Raw genomic sequence first — 22,503 nt, forward strand, 5'->3', positions numbered from 1 at the left:
ATAAACACATTAATTTCACTTTCATATCGTATGACGTGTATCAGTAGTTACAATATCGTTAAAGGAATACTTACCAAATTTTTAGAAGAAAAAGGACATAGAAAAACACCTGAGCGATATGCTATTCTAGAACAAATTTATAGTTGTGATGAGCATCTTGATATAGACACATTGTTTGTAAGGATGAAAAATAAAAATTATAGAGTCAGTCGTGCTACATTATATAACACCATGGAGTTATTAATAGAATCACGTTTGGTACGCAAACACCAGTTTAATGACAATGTTGCTCAATTTGAAAAATGCTTTTTTCATGGAAAACATGACCATGTGATTCTAACAGATACGGGTGAAGTATTAGAATTTACAGATCCTATTATTGATGAAATCAAAAAAACTATTGAAGAAATGCTGGATGTAGAAATTGATCATCATTCGTTATATTTTTATGGCACTCGGAATAAAAAATTGGATGGAGATGATGAAAAAGTGGCTTCTGCTTGAGAAAAGCATTTTAAACAAGGAATAGTATTTCATTAAGAGATCAAGTTTAGACAATTATATAGCTAAGATAGAAACCCTATTATTTTGTGCTTCGCATTTTACAAAATAACACCCTTGTTAAGAGATTGAAAGATACATACTACAACAAGCACTGATATACAAACACAAGTAGCGGAGTCGCAAAAGGTTCATCTAAGATAGATTTGTACTGTAAAATACGGATACGCATCCTATTATTTTGTGCTTCGCATTTTACAAAATAACACCCTTGTTAAGAGATTAAAAGATACATACTATACTAAGCTCAGATTTACAAACACAAGTAACGGAGTCGCAAAAGTTTTTTTTGTACAAAAAGCTACAAAAAAACCTTTTGCTTACCACCTCGTTAAGAGATTACAACACACATAGTGCAACAAGAACAGATTTGCAAAACAGCATTACGAATCGTGGTTATTGTTTTTGTAGAAAAATGTACAAAAACAATAACCACTCACCACCTCGTTAAGAGATTATTAATAGTATTGCTAATTTTAAAAGTTTACTTACATTTGCATCTGAAATAACGAGGACAGATTTGACCGCTTGCAACCTCTTAAAAAAATGCCTAAATAATTACAGTTGAATCTTCAACTTCGGTGTAATTTTCCTAGGGAGCTTTCGTCAAATCGACTTCAAACTATCAAACAAATAGCTAATGGCATATTTATTCACTTCAGAAAGTGTATCTGAAGGACACCCAGATAAAGTAGCAGATCAAATATCTGACGCACTCATTGATAATTTTTTAGCCTTTGATCCTGAATCAAAAGTAGCTTGCGAAACATTGGTTACTACAGGACAAGTAGTACTTGCAGGAGAAGTAAAAAGTAACACCTATTTAGATGTTCAAAAAATTGCACGTAATACCATTAATAAAATAGGATATACCAAAGGAGAGTATATGTTTGATGGAAATTCTTGCGGTGTTCTTTCTGCAATTCATGAGCAATCTGACGATATTAATCGTGGAGTAGATCGTGCTTCAAAAGAAGAGCAAGGAGCAGGAGATCAAGGAATGATGTTTGGATATGCTACCAAAGAAACAGAAGATTTAATGCCACTAGCCTTAGATCTTTCTCATAAAATTCTTATCGAGCTCGCAGCATTACGTCGCGAAAACAAAGAAATCACTTATTTACGTCCTGACTCAAAAAGTCAAGTAACTATTGAGTATAGTGATGATAATGTACCACAGCGTATTGATGCTATTGTTGTTTCTACACAGCATGATGATTTTGACGAAGACGAAGCCATGCTTGCTAAAATTCGTAAAGATATCGTTGATATCTTAATTCCTAGATTGGTTACCAAACTTCCTGCGCACGTTGCTGGCTTATTTAATAACGATATTAAATACCACATCAACCCTACAGGAAAATTTGTGATAGGAGGACCTCATGGAGATACAGGACTTACTGGACGTAAGATTATTGTAGATACTTATGGAGGTAAAGGAGCGCACGGAGGTGGTGCTTTCTCAGGAAAAGACCCATCAAAAGTAGACCGCAGTGCTGCGTATGCAACTCGCCATATCGCTAAAAACCTCGTTGCTGCAGGTGTAGCCGATGAAGTCTTAGTACAGGTATCATATGCTATTGGGGTTGTAGAACCTATGGGAATTTTTGTAGATACTTATGGAACTTCAAATCTTAATATGACTGATGGTGAGATTGCTCAAAAAGTCACTGAGATTTTTGACATGAGACCTGCTGCTATTGAAGCACGTCTTAAATTACGCTCACCTATGTATAGCGAAACAGCTGCCTATGGACATATGGGACGTAAAAATGAAACGATTACCAAAACTTTTGAACGCCTTGACGGAACTACAAAAGACGTGGAAGTAGAACTTTTCACATGGGAAAAATTAGATTATGTAGATCAAGTAAAAACGGCTTTCGGATTCTAGAACAGTTGTTATTCTAAAAATAGACAAAGAGGCAATCGTCATGATTGCCTCTTTTTTTGTTTGTATTTATACGCTTTCGCGAAAGCAAATTTATGACACCTCCCTGCTAGCCAGCAGGCTCACAGCCGTAGGAAGCATAAAACGTTAAAGCACATACAGAAATAATATCCATTTGATTGTAACCAATCCTTATCATTAATCGTCTTATAATTAATCAATCAAAAATCACCTTTCATGAAAATTTTTAAGACACTACTCATTCTACTTGTCGTTTCTTCACTAAGTGCGCAAAATATCACAACTACTTTTGATCAGATGTTTCAGAAGAAGTATCCAGACGATGGCCCTGGAGCTACTGTTTTAGTTACTAAAAAAGGCAAGATTCTATACCGAAATGCCTTTGGAAATGCTAACCTAGAAAACAATATTGTGATGAATCCTGATCACGTTTTTGAAATAGGATCTATTACAAAACAATTTACAGCTGTTTCTATCTTAATGCTTGAAGAAGAAGGGAAACTAACTATTCAAGATAAGCTTTCTAAATATCTTCCGGAATATCCAAATGGAGATCAAATTACTATTCATCAACTACTAAACCATACCTCAGGCATTAAGAGTTACACTGCCATGGAAGGACTTAATACATTTGGAAAAATTGATAAAAGCCCCATTGAAATAATAGACTATTTTAAAAACGAACCTGTAGATTTCCAGCCTGGAGAACAATGGGAATATAATAACTCTGGATACATTGTTTTGGGATATATTATTGAAGAAGTAACTGGAATGTCTTATGCCGACTTTATTCAAAAACGAATTTTCGATACACTCGGAATGAAAAATTCATATTATGGAAACAAAGCAAGGATCATTAAAAACAGAGCTTCAGGATATCAACCAACAGAAAACGGATTTCAAAATGCAATGCAAATAAGCATGACCATTCCATATGCTGCAGGTTCTCTAATGTCTTGTGTAGATGACATGTTTTTATGGCACAAAGCGATACGAGACAACACATTAATTAGCGAAAAAAGCAAAGCCAAAGCACATACAAACACCGTACTCAATAATGGAAAACCAACTAATTACGGATACGGATGGCAGATTAATGAATTAAACAGAAAACAAAGCATAGAACATGGAGGAGGTATTTTTGGATTTGTTACACAAGGCGTATATGTTCCAGATGAAGATATTTATGCGATTGTATTGACAAATGCAAATGGTAATTCTCCACAAGATATCACCTTAAAACTTGCTAGCATGGTCATGGATGACCCTATGTTTACAAATACGGCTTCAATAAGTCTTTCTCAAAAGCAATTACAAAAATGGACAGGCACGTATGAATTTGAAAATGATGTATTGCGATTTATTACTTTAGAAGGAAATCAATTATATAGTCAGCGAGAAGGGAGTGAAAAAATTGCTATTTCTCCTTTAGATGACCATACTTTTATTTTTGAAGATAGTTTTACTACCTATATTTTTTCTGACGAAAATGGAAAGAAAAAAGCTGTTTTCAAAAATCGTATTGATGAAAAAATAGGTGTAGAAAGTACTAAAAAAGCTACTGCTAATAAAGAAGGTATCACACTTGATCCAAACGTAATCAAAGACTACACAGGAACCTACGAATTAAATCCTAATTTCAGCATTGCAATCACAACAGAAGGGAATCAAATTTTTGCTGAAGCTACAGGGCAACCAAAAATTGAAATCTTTGGAGAAGATACCGATGCTTTTTTCTTAAAAGTAGTTCCTGCCAAATTGATATTTACCCGCGATTCTTCAAATAATGTAAGCCATGTCACGCTTTATCAGGGAGGACAACAAATGAAAGGAGTAAAAACAAATTAATAGCGCAATAAGATATTATTAAAAGAGTGTTTAAAAATATTTTTTTCATCAAGCTGAACTTGTTTCAGCTTCTCACAAAATTAAGAACTAATACAATGAGATTCTGAAATGAATTCAGAATGACGTTTTAAACTACTTTTCAAACACTCTTTTTCATTTCTATCATAAATCGCTCTAACAAGACTCATCTTTTTAGATGGCTCTTTTTGTTACTAATTACGCTTTCGCGAAAGCGTACTTCAGCTTTCAAGAAGTTTATGCTGAGCAAAGCCGATGCATTAAAGCGTATAAAATCATTTATCTAATAGTATCTATTACTTTATTTTTTTCTTAAAACGACGATCTATAAAAAACTGAAAAACAAATAACAGTAAGAATATCAATCGAGAACCTAGAGGCAATGCAGAAGCTATTAAAGAGGCAACTATCCATACTACCATTACATTTAAACCACGTGCACGATACCAACGGTAATAGATTCTAGTAAATCCTGTTTTCTGCTTCTCTTGGTGGTATACATAATGTAACATCCATAAATTAAAAAATCCAATAACCGCAAGATTGATACAATAAAATACAAAAGGACCTGCATGATTAAATCCATTTACATACATCGCTGTAGAAAAAGGTAGTATGACAATAGAAAGTAAAAAGAAAATAGTAAGCCATAATAGCTTTCCTTTAACAATACTTACGTATTTCATTAATTTAAGATGTCCTATCCAATAAAGCGCACTTACCAAGAAACTCACAATAAGACCAATAAAATCGGGAATCCTATTAGATAGTAACGTGGTAAATTTTGTCGTACTTATGGCATTTGCAGAGGGTACGGCTACTTCTAAAATGAGAAGCGTCATGACTATAGAAAATACCGCATCACTAAAATTAATGACACGATTCTTATCATATGTAATTTCTTTCATGGAATAGTAATCGTTAGTTACAGAAAAGATATGGCTTTATTTTTGATTACATTCAACTACTAATTAAAAAACAATATTCTTATGAAAACCGATCTATACACAAAAAGTATTTTAACAGTCATTGCAATTGCGCTTTCTATTATTGTATTAAAAGACATTTCCATAATTCCTGAAGCACATGCTACGACAGCAAATACTACTATCCCAACAACAAATAGTAACTACGGACTTATTCCTATAAATGAAGATGGGTCTATCAATGTACGTTTAGTGTCTACTGAGCAACTAGATGTAAATATCAAAAATATAGACACCTATGATGAATTGAGAGTAGATTTACGTCGTATTAATACAAGTGACGAATTGGATATCAATCTAGATGAGATAGGTGGCGGATGGATTTCTAATGGAGGCCCCATTTCTGTTAAAATAGAACAATAAAAAGTTACACCAAGATCCTGTTGAAAAAGCGAGGTTAACCTACCTACAGAGGCAGATTCAACTATCATCAATATAAAAATACGTTTTAGTTTTAAGAAAATGATTACTAAAAGCTAAAACGTATTTTCTCAAAGATCAGAATATCTTGTTTTCAAGATAACGTATTAATTGTCCAGCAAACGCCTGTGGTAATTAATCTGTCCTAAATGATATGTTAAGTGAGATGACAGGTGTATTAAAAAGAACTCATAGGTCATCTTCTCATTAAATACTTGAATTGGGTATTGTGATATAAGCATCTCATTATCTACGAGTGCTAATGCTTCCTGTACAGCCTGTATTGTATCATCTATCTGTTTTACAAGAGTCGTTACAGGAACGTTTTTTCCTGTAAATTCAAATTCGCGATCACGTACATATCCTGTTTTCCCTATCTGTGCACCAATAAATGCATTGAGGTTTCCTAATAAATGTAAACAGAGGTTTCCTCCTGAGTTTGCAATATCTCCATCTATAATCCATAAGTTTTCTTCTTTAGTATAAGAAGTGATTTCTGTTTTAAGTCGCGTAAGATCTCTTTTATAGAGTTGCTGAAGTGTATGTATCGCCATCTGCTATATTATTTAAAACGAATATAATCGATCTCCATCATAAAAGCACTTGCTTTTTTATCATTAGATATCACCCCTAATCGTATAATGCTAGCTAGCTCTTCTTCAGATGGATTTCCAGAAAGTTGATTACCTAATCTATATTTTTTAAAATTCCGTAACGGAAGTGCTATTTCCTTCCACTCTCCATTAGTTACAGGGAGTTCTTGCTTAAAATTAGGTTTATAAAACCTTCGATAATTGTTTAATGTAAATGCAAAGTTTTGTCCCGTAGATTTATAACGAATCTGCACTTCTGTATAGTTTGACAGATCATAATTTCCATATGAACTTCTGTAGGATGCAAACCCTCCATTATTTTCAAGTGATATTTCTCCACTAAAAATAATACTCTCTTTCGTTTCTGAAATCGATGCCGTAGAGCGACCTCCCATCACTCCATCTACCACAACAAACCAATCGCAATTACTACAAGAAGTGCCAAAATCAATTGTATAATTGGCTACGTTCATAAAAAATAATGCTGTTATAAGTATACTTGTTTTCATGAACAACGCCAGACCTATTCTTCGTTTATCGTATTATAGCAAGTTTTCTATTTCTTCTTTTATAGTATCTGCAATACCAGGGATAAATCCAGTTTTCAGGAAGACTATATTTCCTTCTTGATCTATTACCATGTTGGTAGGATATCCTGTAATACCATTTTCTATGGCATAAGGCATACTATCTGGAACAATACGATAATCAAACGTATGTTTTTCAAAGAAAGAAGGCAAACGGTCTTTTGCCGTTGTCGAAAACCCTATAAATTGCACATTAGGATTATCTTTATAAGTCGCTACCAGCTCATTAAGCTCTGGCATTTCATGTATACAAGGTTTGCATTCTTTAAACCAGAAGTTTATAACAGTTATCTTTCCTTTAAGATCACTAGAAGTAACTTCTTTTCCATCATAATCAACAAGATTAAATTTTGGAAGTGGCTGTCCAACACTTTCTTGAAGCTTTGCTTCTTGTTCTTCAAACTGAGCCATCATTTTCGTCATCTCCGCTTTTTGCTCCTCACTTGGAGGTGCAAGTACCCCTACTGAAACTTCTCCACTTTTGTTTTTATAAAGTTTAGGAAAAGAACCTCCATTAAGATACTCCATTGCCTCATCTTGTGTTAAAGAATTTCCTTCTTCATTATAAAATGTTACGTCTTCAATCTCAAAACTAAGACTTTCCATCTCTTCATTTGGAATTTCTGTCAACCCATCTAAAAAAGAAGTTTTATCTGTTGTCTTTTCGTTTTTGCAGGATACTAATATGAATAACATACATAAACAGACGGTTTGTAGGATTGTTTTAGTTCTCATAATGGTTTACAGTTTTATATACGCTTTCCACTTCATTTCGCTCAGCATAAACTTCTTGAAAGCTGAAATACGCTTTCGCGAAAGCGTAAAAAGCATATTATAAATTATACTTTACTGTAAAGATAACATATCGAGGCTGAACAAAATATTCTGTATTCGAAATCAAAATATCATTCACATTATTATTACTAATCACATCTACATCAAGTAAATTAGTTGCTTGCACTCTAAACTCCCATTTACTTTCTGGTTTTTGATAATACAAGTTAGCTTCTAAAAACTGATAGGTATTACTCAAATCGGTACTATCATCATTATCATCATAATCATAATAACTCCAATCTGCCGCAAATGTAAATCCTTTTAAGAAGTTTACTTCCATGTTTGCAAAAGGTCTATTGGTAACAAATGTACGATCGGTAAATCCGTTATCAGAGCGTGTGCTTGTATAGTTATATCCTATCTCAAAGTTAGGCGCTTCTTTAAAATTGGTCTCTAAACTTGTTTGATAGTTTTGTGTAAAATTCTTGGTATTACGATCTTGCCCATTAATCACATTATTCAAATCACTCCAAGAAACATTTCCTCGTACATTCCATTTGAATTTTTTGAATGTTTTAGAAAAACGAGCATTCCCTCCATAGGTCTCATCTACAAAATTGGTGTTATTTATAGGCGATGAGATTTGATCAATTCCTTGAAATACTCCTGCTGTTTTTACTGGATCTATACGTCTGCTATAATTTACACCTCCAAAAATACTTGTAAAGTTAAACATACTAAAACTGAAATAGTTTAGGTTCACATTATGAAAAAGTGCGTTTTCAAGATTACGATTTCCTCTAAACAAGCGGTTAAAGTTATTGAACACAAGCCCCTCAGCATAATTACTTACATCTGTATATTGCGCAGTTACTTGGTAATTTAATTGTAACCTTTTACTCTGAGCAAATTGAGCTATGGCAAAAAAGTCTGGTAATACCAACCACTGATTGTCTTCTGTAACACTCCCTGCTTGATCACTTTTGATACCATATCTATGTAGTGTCAATCCAGGTGTAAATGTATAAATACCTGTTTTAAACTTATAGTGTGCGCCTAAGAACCAATCACTAAAATTAAATTGAACATCATTCCCTAATGAAGCAACTTCTCCTGTCTCTGGATCTGGTAGTGAGTTTTCAAAATCTTCACGCCCATTATTTTCTAAAATCTGAAAGATATTAGAGTTAAAATCTTGCCTACTCAATGTGCTTCCAAAAGTTAGATTAATATTACTCTTATTATTAATCACATAATAGTAATCTATTTTTGCGTCTAGTTTATTAGAACGTATGGTCTTATCTTGATTTACATTAAAAAGATCTTGACCTTCTGTTGTTAATGGCAATACAGATTGAAAAGGCTGCTGACTCACTAGTGCATTATAAAAAGGATCTTCTTCTTGAAAAAGATGCTGTGCAGTAGCCGCAAATATATTATTCTCATTTAGCGTGTAATACACATTTAAATTCTGATTAATAGAAAACGGACTGTTTTCTTTACTTTGGTCTACATTATCAATTTGCTCTACAAAGTTTCCATCAGGATCTGTAAATCGTTCTATAGATGTACCATCAGAAAATTCTGTTTGCTTAGAAAGTTTTGCCAGCACATCATAATCTACTTGGAGGTTTGTACTAGGTTTATGCACTGCACTAAACTTTACCATTCCTAATTGATTACGCTGATCACTTACTTCATTAAACTCCTGAGATACTCCTCCGTTTATAAAGGTATTTAAAGAGTTGTTTATAAAATTAGTACGACCATCATTCAGAATTGTAAATCCGCTAAGGTCCCATGTTTTAGAAGGACTATACGTAAAATTAGCTCCTATAAAATCAGATTCTATCTCATTGGCCCTATTATTTTGTGTTGTTAAAAATCCTAATCCTCCATCAGAAATATTAAAAGACGTACCTCCTCGTTGATTAAAACCTCTAAATCCTCCTGTAAAATTAAAGTAGTCTCTAAATGTAAAAGGGACTTCTCCTGTATTATTAAAATTTCCAATAATATTAATGCTGCCTTTAGGGCTATAGTAAAACAATTTAGGCTTAACAGTATATCTAAATGCGTCATCTCCTACTCCTCCTCCAGTAGTTATATCACCAAACCAAAAGTTCTTTTTCCCTTCTTTGAGTTTTAAATTAATGGCTATATTATCTTGATCATTTCCAAGTCCTCGCATTTGAGATACTTCATTATAATTTTTTAACACCTCTACTTTCTTAAGTGCATCTGCAGGAATATTTTGTGTAGCCAATTTACTATCTCCATCAAAAAAATCTTTTCCTTCTATCATTACTTTAGAAACCTTCTGCCCATCTACCTCTATCTCTCCCTCATCGGTAACCTCAACTCCCGGGAGTTTCTTTAAAACATCGCCTAGTTTCTTTTCGTTTCCATTGGTAAAGCTATCGGTATTATATACGATCGTATCTCCTTTTACAGACACTGGCATTTCATAAACCAACTCTACATTATCTAACTGATTAGGATCAGAAACTAATACAAAATCTTTGGTGTCATCTTGTGCATTTTCTGAAACGGTATAATCTACAATTTCAGATTTCAATCCTAGAAAACTTACTTTAAGCTCATACGTTGTATTTACGGCTAATTCTAATTTATACCTTCCTTGAGCATCTGTAATTCCATAGGATTCTAGGGTTCCCTCAGCTTTATTTGTTGCAATGATATTTGCCAGTTCTAAAGGGTTTCCTATACTGTCTTTTACAGTCCCTCTAAGCTCTATACTTTGAGCAAAGAGCCCCAAGGGCATTGCTAATAGCAACACCAACATACTAGTTTTTAAACGCATTTTGTGATTGTGTTTTGGTTGATTTCCCAAGAATATGTATTCCTTGGAAACTTCTTTTGTTTTTCTCTGTAAAGTATTTTACTTATCCTCCAAATCGGCCACCGCCTCTTCTTCCACCGCCACGACGGTTATTACCTCCAAAGCGTTCGGCCATTTCTTTGGCTTTTTCGTCTACGATTTTTTGGTACTCTTCTCTTGTTACTTCTTTTCCTTTTTCAGGGACTTCAATGACAATTTCTTCTTTAGGATTCAATACTACTTTTGTACATAACATCGTTGTATTATTGGTGTTCAGTTCTAAAATAAGTCCTGGAAGACCTCCAAAATCATCAGGTCCATGACTTGCCGGAATCATAGGCGTATACCAAGCAACAATTGTTTCTATTTTTGGTTCTGGTTTTTCTGCAACTTTATCTTCATTACTAGCTGTCTTAAGCGTATCATTTGCTTTTTCTCTTGCTTTTTGAGCATCTCTAGCACGACGTCCCATTCTACTCCAAATATTCTGCTCGATATCTCTTGTCGCAACCGCTTTAAAGACAGGATACTGACCTATCATTTTACTTTCCTTTACCAATTCCCATTCTAGGTTATTAATAGTATCCTTAATTAAGAAAGTCTTCCCAAACATATTGTTTTCTCTGGAGTACATATTTTGATCTACATTTTTATAGATGCCTCCTTGTGTAAAACCTCCTCCCCATCTACCACCGCCTTGTCCAGGTGTTGCTAGTTTTTCTTCTTCTTTGTAAAAAGATTCATTATTGGTAAACGAAAGGGTAAACTCTTTTTCTAAAAAGTTTTTCATTCGTTCCATAATTTGTTTTTTACGTTGTTCAGACATTTGCTGTCCATCTCTTGTAAAACGAGACATATCTATTGTTGTCTTTGTTTGATAGGTAGCAACTCCTTGTACATTTTGCGCATTCGCAGTGAGTGTAAACAAACTTGTTACAAGTATGAAAACACCTAGCATATTTTTGAAAACCATCGTTTAATTTATTTAGTTGGTTAGACTTTAAAATTAAACCAAAGTTTAGGCGACTTTCTTTTTTTAAGAATACTTTATGATTTGCAGCAATTTTATTTACCCTCCTATTCTGATAGAAAAGGAACTCTGTTCACCTTTTTTTCTTCCACCACCTTGATAGCGCTCCATCATTTCTTTGGCTTTTTCTTCAGAGATTTTCTCATATTCTGCCTCACTTACCTTTTTACCTTTTGTAGGGATTTCAAGGGCTACACCATCTTTAGGGTTAATTACAACTTGCGTACACATCATGGCCATTTTTCCATCATTCACCTCCAGTATAAGACCTGGCAATCCCCAAAAATCATCGGGTCCATGTTGTACAGGTATATCAAGCGTATACCAAGCTGTAGTTACTTTTTCTACGGTTTTTACTTCCTCTTCTCCTTCGCCATTTACACTTTTAAAAGAACGTTCTTCTACTTCTTCAGTTAAAGTAGCTTTAAAACAGGTGTATTGTCCAATATTCTTTGTTTCTTTTTCAAGTTTCCACTCAGGTTTTTCTAGTTTGTCTTCTACTAGAAATTGTTTTCCCATCAGGTCACTTTGTTGTGTGTAGGTTTGGTCTTTAATATTTTGATATAAGATATCGCTATTACCACTTAACACAATACTAATTCCTGAAGTAGAAGGCGCCTGAGGTTTATCTAGTGCTACTTCTTCTTTCCATATAGCGGCTGCATCATTAAACGATAATGTGTATTCTTTTTGGAATTGCTTACGCAATTGCTCTTGAATTGATTTCTGTATTTCATCGTTCATCCCAGATGTGCTATCCATTTTTATATCAACATGACGTTGGGTTTGATAAGTGGCTACTCCTTGGATGTTTTGAGCGTGTGCTTTCGCGAAAGCAAACACTAAAATAAGTAAGATGATATTTTTCATAATATGGTAAAGTTATATAATTTTTAGTTTTTCTTTTTTTCTTCTTTTTCCTCCTTTTCTGTTTTCTCCTCAATCTCTTCGATGGTCTTCAACACGAGTTTAATCGCATCACTATCTTCTAATTTTGCAGAAAGTTCTTTTATTTTAATTTTTACTTCGTCTAAATCAACATCTTCCGATCCTTCTAACGTTTTTACTTCTCCATTTGAAAGAATCTTTACTTTATAGGATTTTGATTCGTCATCTGAAATATCAATTGTTTTAACAATAACTTTTTCATGTGTACTATCTCCTTCTTCAAATTCTGAAAGCACTTCTATTAATTTCTTTAATGTACCATCCTTCATGTCGTCTTCATCAATATCTACATCTATATCCTTAGTAGTGAAAATCTTATACTTCTTGACTGTTTTACTTTCTTTTCCGTCTTCTCCTTCTGTCTTTGTTATTACTTCTTTTGTTACTATACTTTGTGCCATACTTATCGTCGTTGCGCACACTAAAATCATAAGAGTTATTAAAGTTTTCATAGTGTTTCGTGTTTTATTTTAGGTTTAGATTATGTTTGTTTTTATTTTATGAGGTAAGATGTTCTTTTATATCTTTAATAAGATATTGATCATATCCTGTCCATTTTTTTATCATTTTCCCTTCTTGGTCAAAAAGAACATATGTAGGTGTTCCAGCCACTCTGTACTTTGTAAATGCGTCACTATTTCTGCCTTTTTTATTCCATAGACTTGACCAGTTTACATTATTTTCTTTACTGGTTTTAATCCAGTCGTCTTTATCATTTTCTACATTAAGAGTTACGATAGTCAATGCTGTTGACTTTTGATTAGCCAGTTTTTTTATTTCTGGCAATGCTTTTTTACACCAACCACAATGTGGAGACGAAAATTCTAATAACACATACTTTTTGTTATCAAAATGGTCTGAAAACTGAACAACCTCTCCTTCTTGATTTTCGGCTTCAAAATCATATAAGTAATCATTCGTTTTTAAGGGCTTATGCGCTAAAAACGTATTAATTACTTGAACATATTCTGTCTTCTTAAATTCCGGTTGTAATTTTTTTAATTGATTTTCAATAAATAGTTTAGATAAATTATTCTTATTACTATTTAGTACTTTGAGTCCATAATGTGTATTGATATTTTTTTCTATAAACTTTTGAGTTATACTTAAAATATCATTGTCTATGGTTTCAAAAACTCCTCCTTTTCCCCAATACACAGTTTGCAAACTATCATTCCAAGCATTTGCTTGACGTTGTGCTATCATACTTTGAATTTCTTCATCATACTTATTATTTAAAAATGCAGTCTCTTGTTCTAATGTAGATTTAAGCACTTGATGTAACGATCCTTTAATTTGAAGTTTATTTGAAAAATCTTTTTTATCTCCTTTTATTGTTATTTTCTCATTACCTACAAATAAAGACACCATACTTGTACTATTGTCTTTTTCTTTAATTAATAACCTTAATGAAGTAGGTGTTTTAGAAAGTGTATCTACAAGAGTAAATTTTCCACTTTTGAGCTCTGTAGTTACTCGTGTTTTAGAACTAATACCATCTATTAAAGTAACCTCTGCATTTTCTGAAAACCCAGTCAATATAGCTGTTATCTCAAGTGTCTGCTTTTCTTCTTTACAAGAAAGACAGAGTATAAACATGCAAGAAAATAATAAGATGGTATAAATAGATTTCATAGATATAAAATGTTTTAAGAGTTTGTATTAAATCTCACAAGAGTCTCTTTATTATTTATGTGTCATAATATTTCAACACTACAAATGTGCATATCTCTAGTTGATATTTACGTTAACCAACGTTAACGAGTGTTAACCGATTTTTTTTCAAGGAAGTAACCCCCTACTTTTGAAGTATGCAAGAAAGAAATTATAAAACCATATTATATTTTATAAGCAGTGTGATCCTGATTACACTTGCTATACAAGTATATTGGAATTACAAAAATTATCAAGCTGGAAAACAACAGCTTATTAATGATGTTCAGGCAAGTCTAGATGATGCGGTAAGCATTTACTACGAAAATAAGGCAGCTCAAAACACCTTAGGTTTTTTTAGCAACGAAACGAATCCCAAAGATTTTTTTAAATCAGATCGTTTTAAAAGTTTTACTGAGCGTACTGCAAATGGTATTACTAATAACTTAGCGTCTATTGTTATTACAGATTCTATAATTGATGGTGATTATCTTACTATTGAGGGTGCTACTTCACAAGAAATAGATTCTATCATACAAAATTCTTCTAAGTCTCTAGCCACTTTTAAACAGAGTACTTATGAAATAGATACTTCGAAACCTAAAAGTTCGTTCACCATAAAAAGTACAGATGGTGAAGGTTTAGATACTATTTTAAAAAGATTAAATAATCGCACACACAACGATACTGTATACAGATGGGGGAAAACAATAACAGGAGATTCTTTACGCACCAATGCGCTACAAGATTTAACGACTAAAATTGTGCTTTCTTTTACGGATGACTCTGTAGATGTTCCAATTATTGATTCCTTGTTTTCTAATGAATTATCAAGAAAGAATATCTCAACAAAATACAATCTTTCTTATGGAGACACTTTTGAAGATTTACAAGATGAGATTGTTGTGATTTCATCTTCGTTATTATTACCTGAAGAAAATATTTTAAAAGCTGGTGTTCAAAATATTGCAGGCGTTGTTTTAAAAAGAAATCTATTAGGTATTTCATTATCCATATTACTACTCGCAGCTGTCATAGGCAGTTTATTATACCTCTTACATATTATACAGCAACAAAAGCAACTCGCCGAAATCAAGAATGATTTTATTAGTAATATGACACATGAATTTAAAACCCCTATTGCAACGATAGGTGTTGCTATGGAAAGCATTCAACATTTTAATGCCTCTAATGATATGGAGAAGACAAAAAAGTATGTAGAGATGTCTTCACAGCAAGTGAGTAAGCTTAATGAAATGGTTGAAAAATTACTAGAAACGGCTACGATACGTAGTGAAGCACTAGCACTTAATAAACAAGAGACGAATATCGTTGATCTCCTTGAGTCAATACATCAAAAATATGTAGCTACTCACACTGAAAAAGAAATTATTTTTCAAACAAAAGAAGATAATATTTGGGCTCCTGTAGATGCTTTTCATATGGAGAATGCCATAGATAACATTGTAGATAATGCTATAAAATATGGTGGTCATACCATTCAAATAGCGATTCAAAAATTAAAATCAAACGTAGAAATTGTGATTTCAGATTCTGGAAATACACTTACAAAATCTCAAGTCACTCAGATTTTCGAGAAATTCTACCGCGTACCTAAAGGGAACACTCATGATGTAAAAGGCTTTGGAATAGGACTCTATTACACCAAAGTAATCATAGAGAAACATGAAGGTACTATTGCCGTAGAGACAAGTCCAACGCGTTTTAAAATCCTTTTGCCTTATGTCTAAAATAAAATTATTACTCGCCGAAGACGAACCTGCTTTGGGCCAAATTGTAAAAGAGAGTTTAGAGACTCGCGATTTTGATGTGACCTTATGTGTAGATGGTCAAGCGGCATTACAAACATATATAGATCATCATCCAGCTATTGTAGTATTAGACGTGATGATGCCAAAAATGGATGGTTTTACAGTAGCTAAAGAAATTCGAAAAGTAGACGATACGATTCCTATTATATTTCTTACTGCAAAATCTCAAACTGCAGATGTTGTAGAGGGGTTTAGTATTGGTGGAAATGACTATTTAAAAAAACCGTTTAGTATCGAAGAACTCATTGCCCGTATTAATAATTTACTCAATAGAAGTTTAGAGCAAAAGAATGCAGATACGTTAAAAATAGGGGAATATACTTTTGAATTTCCAAAACAGGTATTACGCTTTCGCGAAAACGAACAAAACCTCACTCACCGGGAAGCACATCTGTTATTTCATTTGTGCAAAAACAAAAACCAAGTTCTCGACCGCTCCCTCATCCTCAAAAAATTATGGGGTGATGATGATTTTTTTAGTGGAAGATCTATGGATGTATTTATCACCAAACTACGCAAAAAATTAAAAGAAGATCCCAATATCTCTATCGTAAATGTAAGAGGATATGGTTATAAACTTATATGCTAACTCTATAAACGGGGTGGTGGTTTTCTAGTTTTTGTAATATGCGAAGCACAAAAAATAGAAAACTTTCCGTTACCTGAAAATTTCTGTTTTTAGTGGAAGATCTATGGATGTATTTATCACCAAACTACGCAAAAAATTAAGAGAAGAGCCCAATATCTCTATCGTAAATGTAAGAGGATATGGTTATAAACTTATATGCTAATGTAAAGGGAATACTCATATATAAGCTTTCGCGAAAGCGTACCCAGAAAAACGGCTAGATTTTTGTACTTTGCTTATTCCTATGAGAGTATTCGTGTTTTTCTTCTTAGTGTGTTTTCAAAGTATTACTTTAGGACAGTCATATACTGTTGCCAAACTAAAAGAAGTCCCTTTACAATGTGACTCCTTTATTGGCGTCGATAATTTTCAAAACCTCTATTATACTTCTAAAAGTACCTTATTTAAAAAAAGTGATACCGATATTATTGAATATGCAGCACTCAATCTAGGAGAGATTACTAGTGTAGATATTATCAATCCTCTTAAACTAACTGTTTTTTATAAGGATTCTAATACTGTTGTTATTCTTGATAATACATTAGCTGAGATTAGACGTATAAATTTTAGTACCATAGACAATTTCAGAAACATTAGTCATGCTACAAATGCAGGTGATAGACGTCTATGGATTTTTAATACGGATATACAACGATTAGAATTGTTTGACTATAATCAAAACAACATTATTATAGAATTTCCTCCTACTTCCTTACCAGCAATAGAGCTTATTAGTAATTTTAATGTGTGTTGGGTTAAAACACAAGACGCTATAGATTCATATACGGTATACGGAAGTTTGATTCATTCACTTTCTACTAATGATAACATGCATACAATTACCTCTTATAATGATGATATTTTTGCTATCATAGAGGATACACTCATATATACACAGAAAAATGGATCAGAATTCTCAAATATTGAAATTCCAGAAATTAAAGTAAAACAGTTTTCGATCAAGGATGAAATCCTTTATATTTACGATGGTCAAATTTTGACCTCTTACAGACTCAATCTATCAAAAGAATAATCTAATGCACATTGCAATCGCCGGTAATATAGGAGCAGGAAAAACAACGCTCACAAAACTTCTTGCTAAACATTATAAATGGACTCCGCAATTTGAGGATGTGGTAGATAATCCCTACCTAGATGACTTTTACAACGCTATGGAGCGTTGGTCTTTTAATCTACAGATATACTTTTTAAACAGTCGTTTTCGCCAGTTATTGGAAATACGTAATAGTAAAAAAAGTATCATACAGGATCGTACTATTTATGAAGATGCTTTTATTTTTGCACCCAACTTACATGCGATGGGCCTTTTGACTAATCGTGATTTTAATAATTACCGCTCTCTTTTTGATTTGATGGAAAGTGTTGTAGACGCTCCTGATTTAATGATTTATTTGCGTAGTTCTATTCCTAATTTGGTATCTCAAATTCATAAACGAGGACGTGATTATGAAAACTCTATTAGCATTGACTATTTAAGTAGACTTAATGAACGTTATGAGGCTTGGATACATGATTACACAAAAGGAAAACTTCTTATTATAGATGTAGACAATATTAACTTTGTAGATAATCCAGAAGACTTAGGTGAAATTATCAATAAAATTGATGCACAGCTACACGGATTGTTTTAAAATTTTCAGCGTAACAAATTTTATGATATTTTAAAACATATCATCTCGAAACACATCTTTATACCTGATTATGAGACATTCATACACTTGAATTTTCAGTTATATATATTTCATTACTTTCGTCACATATTTTTAAATCCTAAAAACTACGTGTAATGAAAATTATGAAACCAATTTTTATGCTATTATTCGCTATTATTATGATTTCTTGTAGCGATGATGACAGTACTGACACTACCGATCCTATGGGTGAAGAGTCTCCCGGAAACATGGATCAACCTTCTGATGAGATGAATGATGATTCTTCTAGTATTATTGATATGTGGGAAGTCACTTCTATTAATGCTACTGGAACTTCAACTGTTGAAATTTCAGGACAAACCATACAAACTGATTTTGTTGGAGAAGGGATTGATCTTAACTACACTGTTAACTTTACTGAACAACCAAACGAAGTTACTTCGGATGGAGATTACAATATTGAATTAACCACTACTGTTGCAGGTCAATCTATCACAGAAACTATTCCTGGTATTTTATTTATTGATTCAGGAAATTGGGTGATCGATGGAGATCAAATCACTATTACTTCTAGTGATAATGATATGTTAGAAAGTACTGGTACTATTACAACGCTAAATGAAACAAGTCTTGTGATAGAAATTACAGATACAGAATTTGTAATTGAACAACAAGGTATTGAAACTACCGCAACAGTTAGCGCAGCTGTAAGTCTCGAAAGACTATAATTCAACTTATATAAACAAAAAAGCGAGCTAAATAGCTCGCTTTTTTGTTTATATATAGTTACAAGCTAGAATATAATAAATACATCTTATCTTAAGATGGGTAACAAAAGTCTTTTTTCTTGAACAGCTTGATTATTAACATATATATAGCTAACATGAAAAAACAACTTTTAAATTTAAAATGGATTATTGCAGTTACAGCAATACTCGTATCTATCTCTTGTCAAACCGAAGATGAAGATATCTTTACCAGTTCAGATATTTTAAATCATAATACTACAAAAGAGGCATCTTCTCAAATTACTACCAAGCCTAATTCTGATATAACGAGAAGACCTGGTTGTAATCCAAGTTTTGACGGTGCAAACAACCTTACCACTTGCGATTTTATAAATTATATCACTCCGATAGCAACAACTACTATTTGGACTATTGGTGACAACGGACCTGGGTATATAGATTATGAATTGGAACAAAACTTCCTACCAAGTTGTGAGTTTAGTTACACCTGTATCCGCCCTTGTGGTCCTCCTGTAGAAAACACTTTTGGAGAAGTCTTTTTTATAGAAAGCCCTGCTTTTAATTTAGATACTTTTGAGTATGATTATTATGAATACTTATCAAGTGACGCTATTACTCCAGAAAAAGCAAATGAACTTAAAGATCATTTTGCCTGTAAAATAAGAGAATACCAACAAACAAATTATCCAGATTGGATTGTCTCAGAAGTAAACTTTTTTGGAGATGCATTACTATGCAATACATTTGGCATTAGTAATCGTTATTTAAAAGCATCTTTCAAACTCACAAAACATCAGTGTAATTAAAAATAAACAAAAAATCCAGCGAAGTTAGCTTCGCTGGATTTAGTAAATTATCTATAAGCAGTCAACCTATTTTTAGGGTGACTCAAAAACAGATTTTACTTCCCTGTTTTTACTTTAATCGTAACATTTTCTTTAGAAGATTCTACAGAAGCTTTTACTTCTTCAACAGTACCTTCATATACTTTTTCTTCAGAAGTTGTTTTTCCATCTTTAGTCACTGTTGCAATAAATGTAGCTTTTGCCTGTCCATTATCATCAGCATTCATGTTAACTTCTACTTTCTTTTGTACTTCCTTATCAGAAGTTGTATTTGCTACGACTTCAATTTCTTGAATTTCAGTTAAGGCAACACCATCTTCGGTATGTCCTCCCAAAATTGGAGCAATTACTAATCCTATTAAACACGTAAGCTTGATAAGAATATTCATAGATGGCCCAGAGGTATCTTTAAATGGATCTCCTACAGTATCTCCAGTAACTGCTGCTTTATGCGCATCAGATCCTTTGTATGTCATCTCTCCATTAATCTCTACACCTGCTTCAAAAGATTTCTTAGCATTATCCCAAGCACCTCCTGCGTTATTCTGGAAAATTGCCCAAAGAACTCCACTTACAGTAACTCCAGCCATATAACCTCCTAACATCTCAGCAATCGCTAAATTATCCATTCCAAAAAGTAAGGGCACAAAAGCAATCACTAATGGGAAACCTATTGTCAATAATCCAGGTAACATCATTTGCTTTAAAGAAGCTTGTGTAGAAATAGCTACACACTTATCATATTCTGGTTTTCCAGTACCTTCCATAATTCCAGGAATTTCTTTAAACTGGCGACGTACTTCCTGTACCATCTCCATAGCCGCTTTTCCTACAGCATTCATTGCTAAAGCAGAGAATACTACTGGTACCATACCTCCTACAAAAAGCATTGCAAGTACGGGTGCTTTAAATATATTAATTCCGTCTATTCCTGTAAAGGTTACATAGGCAGCAAATAAGGCTAGAGACGTTAAGGCTGCAGAAGCAATCGCAAATCCTTTTCCTGTTGCTGCTGTTGTATTTCCTACAGAATCTAAAATATCTGTACGCTCACGTACAATAGGCTCTTGCTCACTCATCTCTGCAATTCCACCAGCATTATCAGATATTGGTCCGAAAGCATCAATAGCTAACTGCATTGCAGTTGTTGCCATCATTGCAGAAGCAGCTAGTGCTACCCCATAAAAACCTGCAAATGCATAAGATGCCCAAATAGCACCTGCAAATAATAATACTGAAGGGAATGTTGAAATCATCCCTGTTGCCAAACCTGCAATAATGTTTGTTCCTGCTCCTGTACTAGATTGTTGTACTATTTTAAGAATAGGACTCTTCCCTAATCCTGTATAATATTCTGTCACCGAAGAAATAACAGCCCCAACAACTAAGCCTACAAGTGTTGCATAAAATACACGCATTGCAGAAATTTCTTGTAAACCTTCTCCAAAGAATTCCATTTTCATGGTCTCAGGAAGCATCCAAGTACATAACCCAAAACACGCTAATGCTACTAAAATAATAGAGGTCCAGTTTCCTTTATTAAGAGCTCCCATTACTTGTGCTTCTTTTGCCTCATTACTATTTATTTTTACCAGCATGGTTCCTATAATAGAAATGATAATACCTACTCCTGCAATTGCCATAGGTAATAAGATAGGTCCTATTCCTCCAAAGGCGTCAGAAATACTACCTCCCATATCTTTAATTACATAGTTACCAAGAACCATTGCTGCAAGTACTGTTGCTACATAAGATCCAAATAAATCAGCTCCCATACCTGCTACATCTCCTACATTATCTCCTACGTTATCAGCAATCGTAGCTGGATTACGAGGATCATCTTCTGGAATACCTGCTTCTACTTTCCCTACAAGATCGGCTCCTACATCGGCAGCTTTTGTATAAATACCACCACCTACACGTGCAAAAAGTGCGATAGATTCAGCTCCTAAAGAAAAACCAGCCAAGGTTTCTAATACAATTGTCATCTTATCTGTAGAGACCCATTCGCCCCCCATAAAGTAATTATAAAAGATAATAAAGAAAGCTGTGAGTCCTAAAACTGCTAGTCCTGCAACACCAAGTCCCATTACAGTTCCTCCTCCAAAAGAGATTTTAAGTGCATTAGGCAAACTTGTACGCGCTGCTTGTGTCGTTCTTACATTGGTTTTTGTAGCAATTTTCATTCCTACATTTCCTGCATATGCAGAAAAGATAGCACCAAAAATAAAGGCTACTATTATAAGCCAATGTGTTGTAGGCACCACAAAAGAAACAATTGCCAATAAAACACTTACAATAACCACAAAAATGGCAAGTAATCTATACTCAGCACTTAAGAAAGCTAAAGCCCCTTCATAAATGTAATCCGAAATTTCTTTCATCTTACCATCTCCCGCATCTTGTTTCATTACCCAAGAGCGCTTTACTCCCATATAAATTAGCCCTAATACTGCCATTGCAATAGGCATATAAATCATCATTGATTCCATATAATATATTTTTGGTTTAATTATTTTTTAAGCGTCGCTAATGTAGGAAAATCAGAGCGAACAAAAAAAGCCTCAATCCAAAGGATTGTGGCTAAAGGCTAATTCTTTT

The 22,503-nt window shown here is 33.5% G+C and carries 20 protein-coding genes and 1 pseudogene; 11 read left to right on the forward strand and 10 right to left on the reverse strand.

Features of this window, described 5'->3' with window-relative positions:
- Positions 1-30: 30 nt before the first annotated feature.
- From Q1A01_RS09355 to Q1A01_RS09365, 3 genes are all read left to right on the forward strand, one after another.
- The gene (locus Q1A01_RS09355; protein ID WP_299679407.1) at positions 31-504 is read left to right on the forward strand and encodes a transcriptional repressor; all 474 of its coding nucleotides are present in this window, start codon (positions 31-33) and stop codon (positions 502-504) included.
- A 697-nt stretch (positions 505-1,201) separates the two neighbouring features.
- On the forward strand, positions 1,202-2,455 hold the full coding sequence (gene metK, locus Q1A01_RS09360; protein ID WP_299679409.1) for a methionine adenosyltransferase: 1,254 nt from the start codon (positions 1,202-1,204) through the stop codon (positions 2,453-2,455).
- A gap of 234 nt (positions 2,456-2,689) precedes the next feature.
- Positions 2,690-4,321, forward strand: a complete 1,632-nt coding sequence (locus tag Q1A01_RS09365; RefSeq protein ID WP_299679411.1) for a serine hydrolase — start codon at positions 2,690-2,692, stop codon at positions 4,319-4,321.
- Positions 4,322-4,635: 314 nt separating this feature from the next.
- On the opposite strand, the gene Q1A01_RS09370 is transcribed toward Q1A01_RS09365, so the two are convergent.
- Positions 4,636-5,247 (reverse strand): TMEM175 family protein, encoded by a 612-nt coding sequence (locus Q1A01_RS09370; RefSeq protein ID WP_299679414.1) that lies wholly within the window; start codon positions 5,245-5,247, stop codon positions 4,636-4,638.
- An 81-nt stretch (positions 5,248-5,328) separates the two neighbouring features.
- On the opposite strand from Q1A01_RS09370, the gene Q1A01_RS09375 reads away from it, so the two are divergent.
- Complete coding sequence (locus Q1A01_RS09375) at positions 5,329-5,688, forward strand: hypothetical protein (RefSeq protein WP_299679417.1); 360 nt, start codon at positions 5,329-5,331, stop codon at positions 5,686-5,688.
- A gap of 164 nt (positions 5,689-5,852) precedes the next feature.
- On the opposite strand, the gene Q1A01_RS09380 is transcribed toward Q1A01_RS09375, so the two are convergent.
- The 8 genes from Q1A01_RS09380 to Q1A01_RS09415 form a co-directional block, all read right to left on the reverse strand.
- Positions 5,853-6,299, reverse strand: a complete 447-nt coding sequence (locus Q1A01_RS09380; RefSeq protein ID WP_299679419.1) for a DUF1572 family protein — start codon at positions 6,297-6,299, stop codon at positions 5,853-5,855.
- Positions 6,300-6,307: 8 nt separating this feature from the next.
- A complete protein-coding gene (locus tag Q1A01_RS09385) occupies positions 6,308-6,847 on the reverse strand; it encodes a CIA30 family protein (protein ID WP_299679422.1) in 540 nt (179 codons plus the stop codon).
- A gap of 33 nt (positions 6,848-6,880) precedes the next feature.
- Positions 6,881-7,660 carry a TlpA disulfide reductase family protein gene (locus tag Q1A01_RS09390; protein WP_299679425.1) on the reverse strand — a complete coding sequence of 260 codons (780 nt, stop codon included), beginning with the start codon at positions 7,658-7,660 and terminating at the stop codon, positions 6,881-6,883.
- A gap of 97 nt (positions 7,661-7,757) precedes the next feature.
- Positions 7,758-10,526: a carboxypeptidase-like regulatory domain-containing protein gene (locus Q1A01_RS09395; RefSeq protein ID WP_299679428.1), complete on the reverse strand. Its 2,769-nt coding sequence runs from the start codon at positions 10,524-10,526 to the stop codon at positions 7,758-7,760.
- A gap of 82 nt (positions 10,527-10,608) precedes the next feature.
- Positions 10,609-11,502: a GLPGLI family protein gene (locus Q1A01_RS09400; protein WP_299679431.1), complete on the reverse strand. Its 894-nt coding sequence runs from the start codon at positions 11,500-11,502 to the stop codon at positions 10,609-10,611.
- 111 nt (positions 11,503-11,613) lie between these two features.
- A complete protein-coding gene (locus tag Q1A01_RS09405; RefSeq protein ID WP_299679434.1) occupies positions 11,614-12,444 on the reverse strand; it encodes a GLPGLI family protein in 831 nt (276 codons plus the stop codon).
- 23 nt (positions 12,445-12,467) lie between these two features.
- Positions 12,468-12,974 carry a hypothetical protein gene (locus Q1A01_RS09410; RefSeq protein WP_299679437.1) on the reverse strand — a complete coding sequence of 169 codons (507 nt, stop codon included), beginning with the start codon at positions 12,972-12,974 and terminating at the stop codon, positions 12,468-12,470.
- 46 nt (positions 12,975-13,020) lie between these two features.
- Positions 13,021-14,157, reverse strand: a complete 1,137-nt coding sequence (locus Q1A01_RS09415) for a TlpA disulfide reductase family protein (protein ID WP_299679440.1) — start codon at positions 14,155-14,157, stop codon at positions 13,021-13,023.
- A gap of 176 nt (positions 14,158-14,333) precedes the next feature.
- On the opposite strand from Q1A01_RS09415, the gene Q1A01_RS09420 reads away from it, so the two are divergent.
- The 7 genes and pseudogenes from Q1A01_RS09420 to Q1A01_RS09450 all read left to right on the forward strand — a co-directional run bounded on the left by Q1A01_RS09420 (position 14,334) and on the right by Q1A01_RS09450 (position 19,863).
- Complete coding sequence (locus Q1A01_RS09420; protein ID WP_299679442.1) at positions 14,334-15,926, forward strand: HAMP domain-containing sensor histidine kinase; 1,593 nt, start codon at positions 14,334-14,336, stop codon at positions 15,924-15,926.
- Positions 15,919-16,596, forward strand: coding sequence for a response regulator transcription factor (locus tag Q1A01_RS09425; protein ID WP_299679444.1), 678 nt, complete (start codon positions 15,919-15,921; stop codon positions 16,594-16,596). The genes Q1A01_RS09420 and Q1A01_RS09425 overlap by 8 nt, the downstream gene beginning before the upstream one ends.
- An 88-nt stretch (positions 16,597-16,684) precedes the next feature.
- Positions 16,685-16,798, forward strand: a pseudogene (locus Q1A01_RS09430) (winged helix-turn-helix domain-containing protein); the annotation flags it as partial.
- Positions 16,799-16,879: 81 nt separating this feature from the next.
- Positions 16,880-17,668, forward strand: coding sequence for a hypothetical protein (locus Q1A01_RS09435; protein ID WP_299679446.1), 789 nt, complete (start codon positions 16,880-16,882; stop codon positions 17,666-17,668).
- A gap of 4 nt (positions 17,669-17,672) precedes the next feature.
- A complete protein-coding gene (locus Q1A01_RS09440) occupies positions 17,673-18,287 on the forward strand; it encodes a deoxynucleoside kinase (protein ID WP_299679448.1) in 615 nt (204 codons plus the stop codon).
- A gap of 164 nt (positions 18,288-18,451) precedes the next feature.
- Positions 18,452-19,036 carry a hypothetical protein gene (locus Q1A01_RS09445; RefSeq protein ID WP_299679450.1) on the forward strand — a complete coding sequence of 195 codons (585 nt, stop codon included), beginning with the start codon at positions 18,452-18,454 and terminating at the stop codon, positions 19,034-19,036.
- Between the two features lie 155 nt (positions 19,037-19,191).
- Positions 19,192-19,863 carry a hypothetical protein gene (locus Q1A01_RS09450; RefSeq protein ID WP_299679452.1) on the forward strand — a complete coding sequence of 224 codons (672 nt, stop codon included), beginning with the start codon at positions 19,192-19,194 and terminating at the stop codon, positions 19,861-19,863.
- A gap of 95 nt (positions 19,864-19,958) precedes the next feature.
- Here Q1A01_RS09450 and Q1A01_RS09455 read toward each other — a convergent pair whose 3' ends face one another.
- Positions 19,959-22,394, reverse strand: coding sequence for a sodium-translocating pyrophosphatase (locus Q1A01_RS09455; protein WP_299679454.1), 2,436 nt, complete (start codon positions 22,392-22,394; stop codon positions 19,959-19,961).
- Positions 22,395-22,503 lie beyond the last annotated feature (109 nt).

This window comes from uncultured Dokdonia sp. (assembly GCF_947492815.1).
Lineage (GTDB): Bacteria > Bacteroidota > Bacteroidia > Flavobacteriales > Flavobacteriaceae > Dokdonia.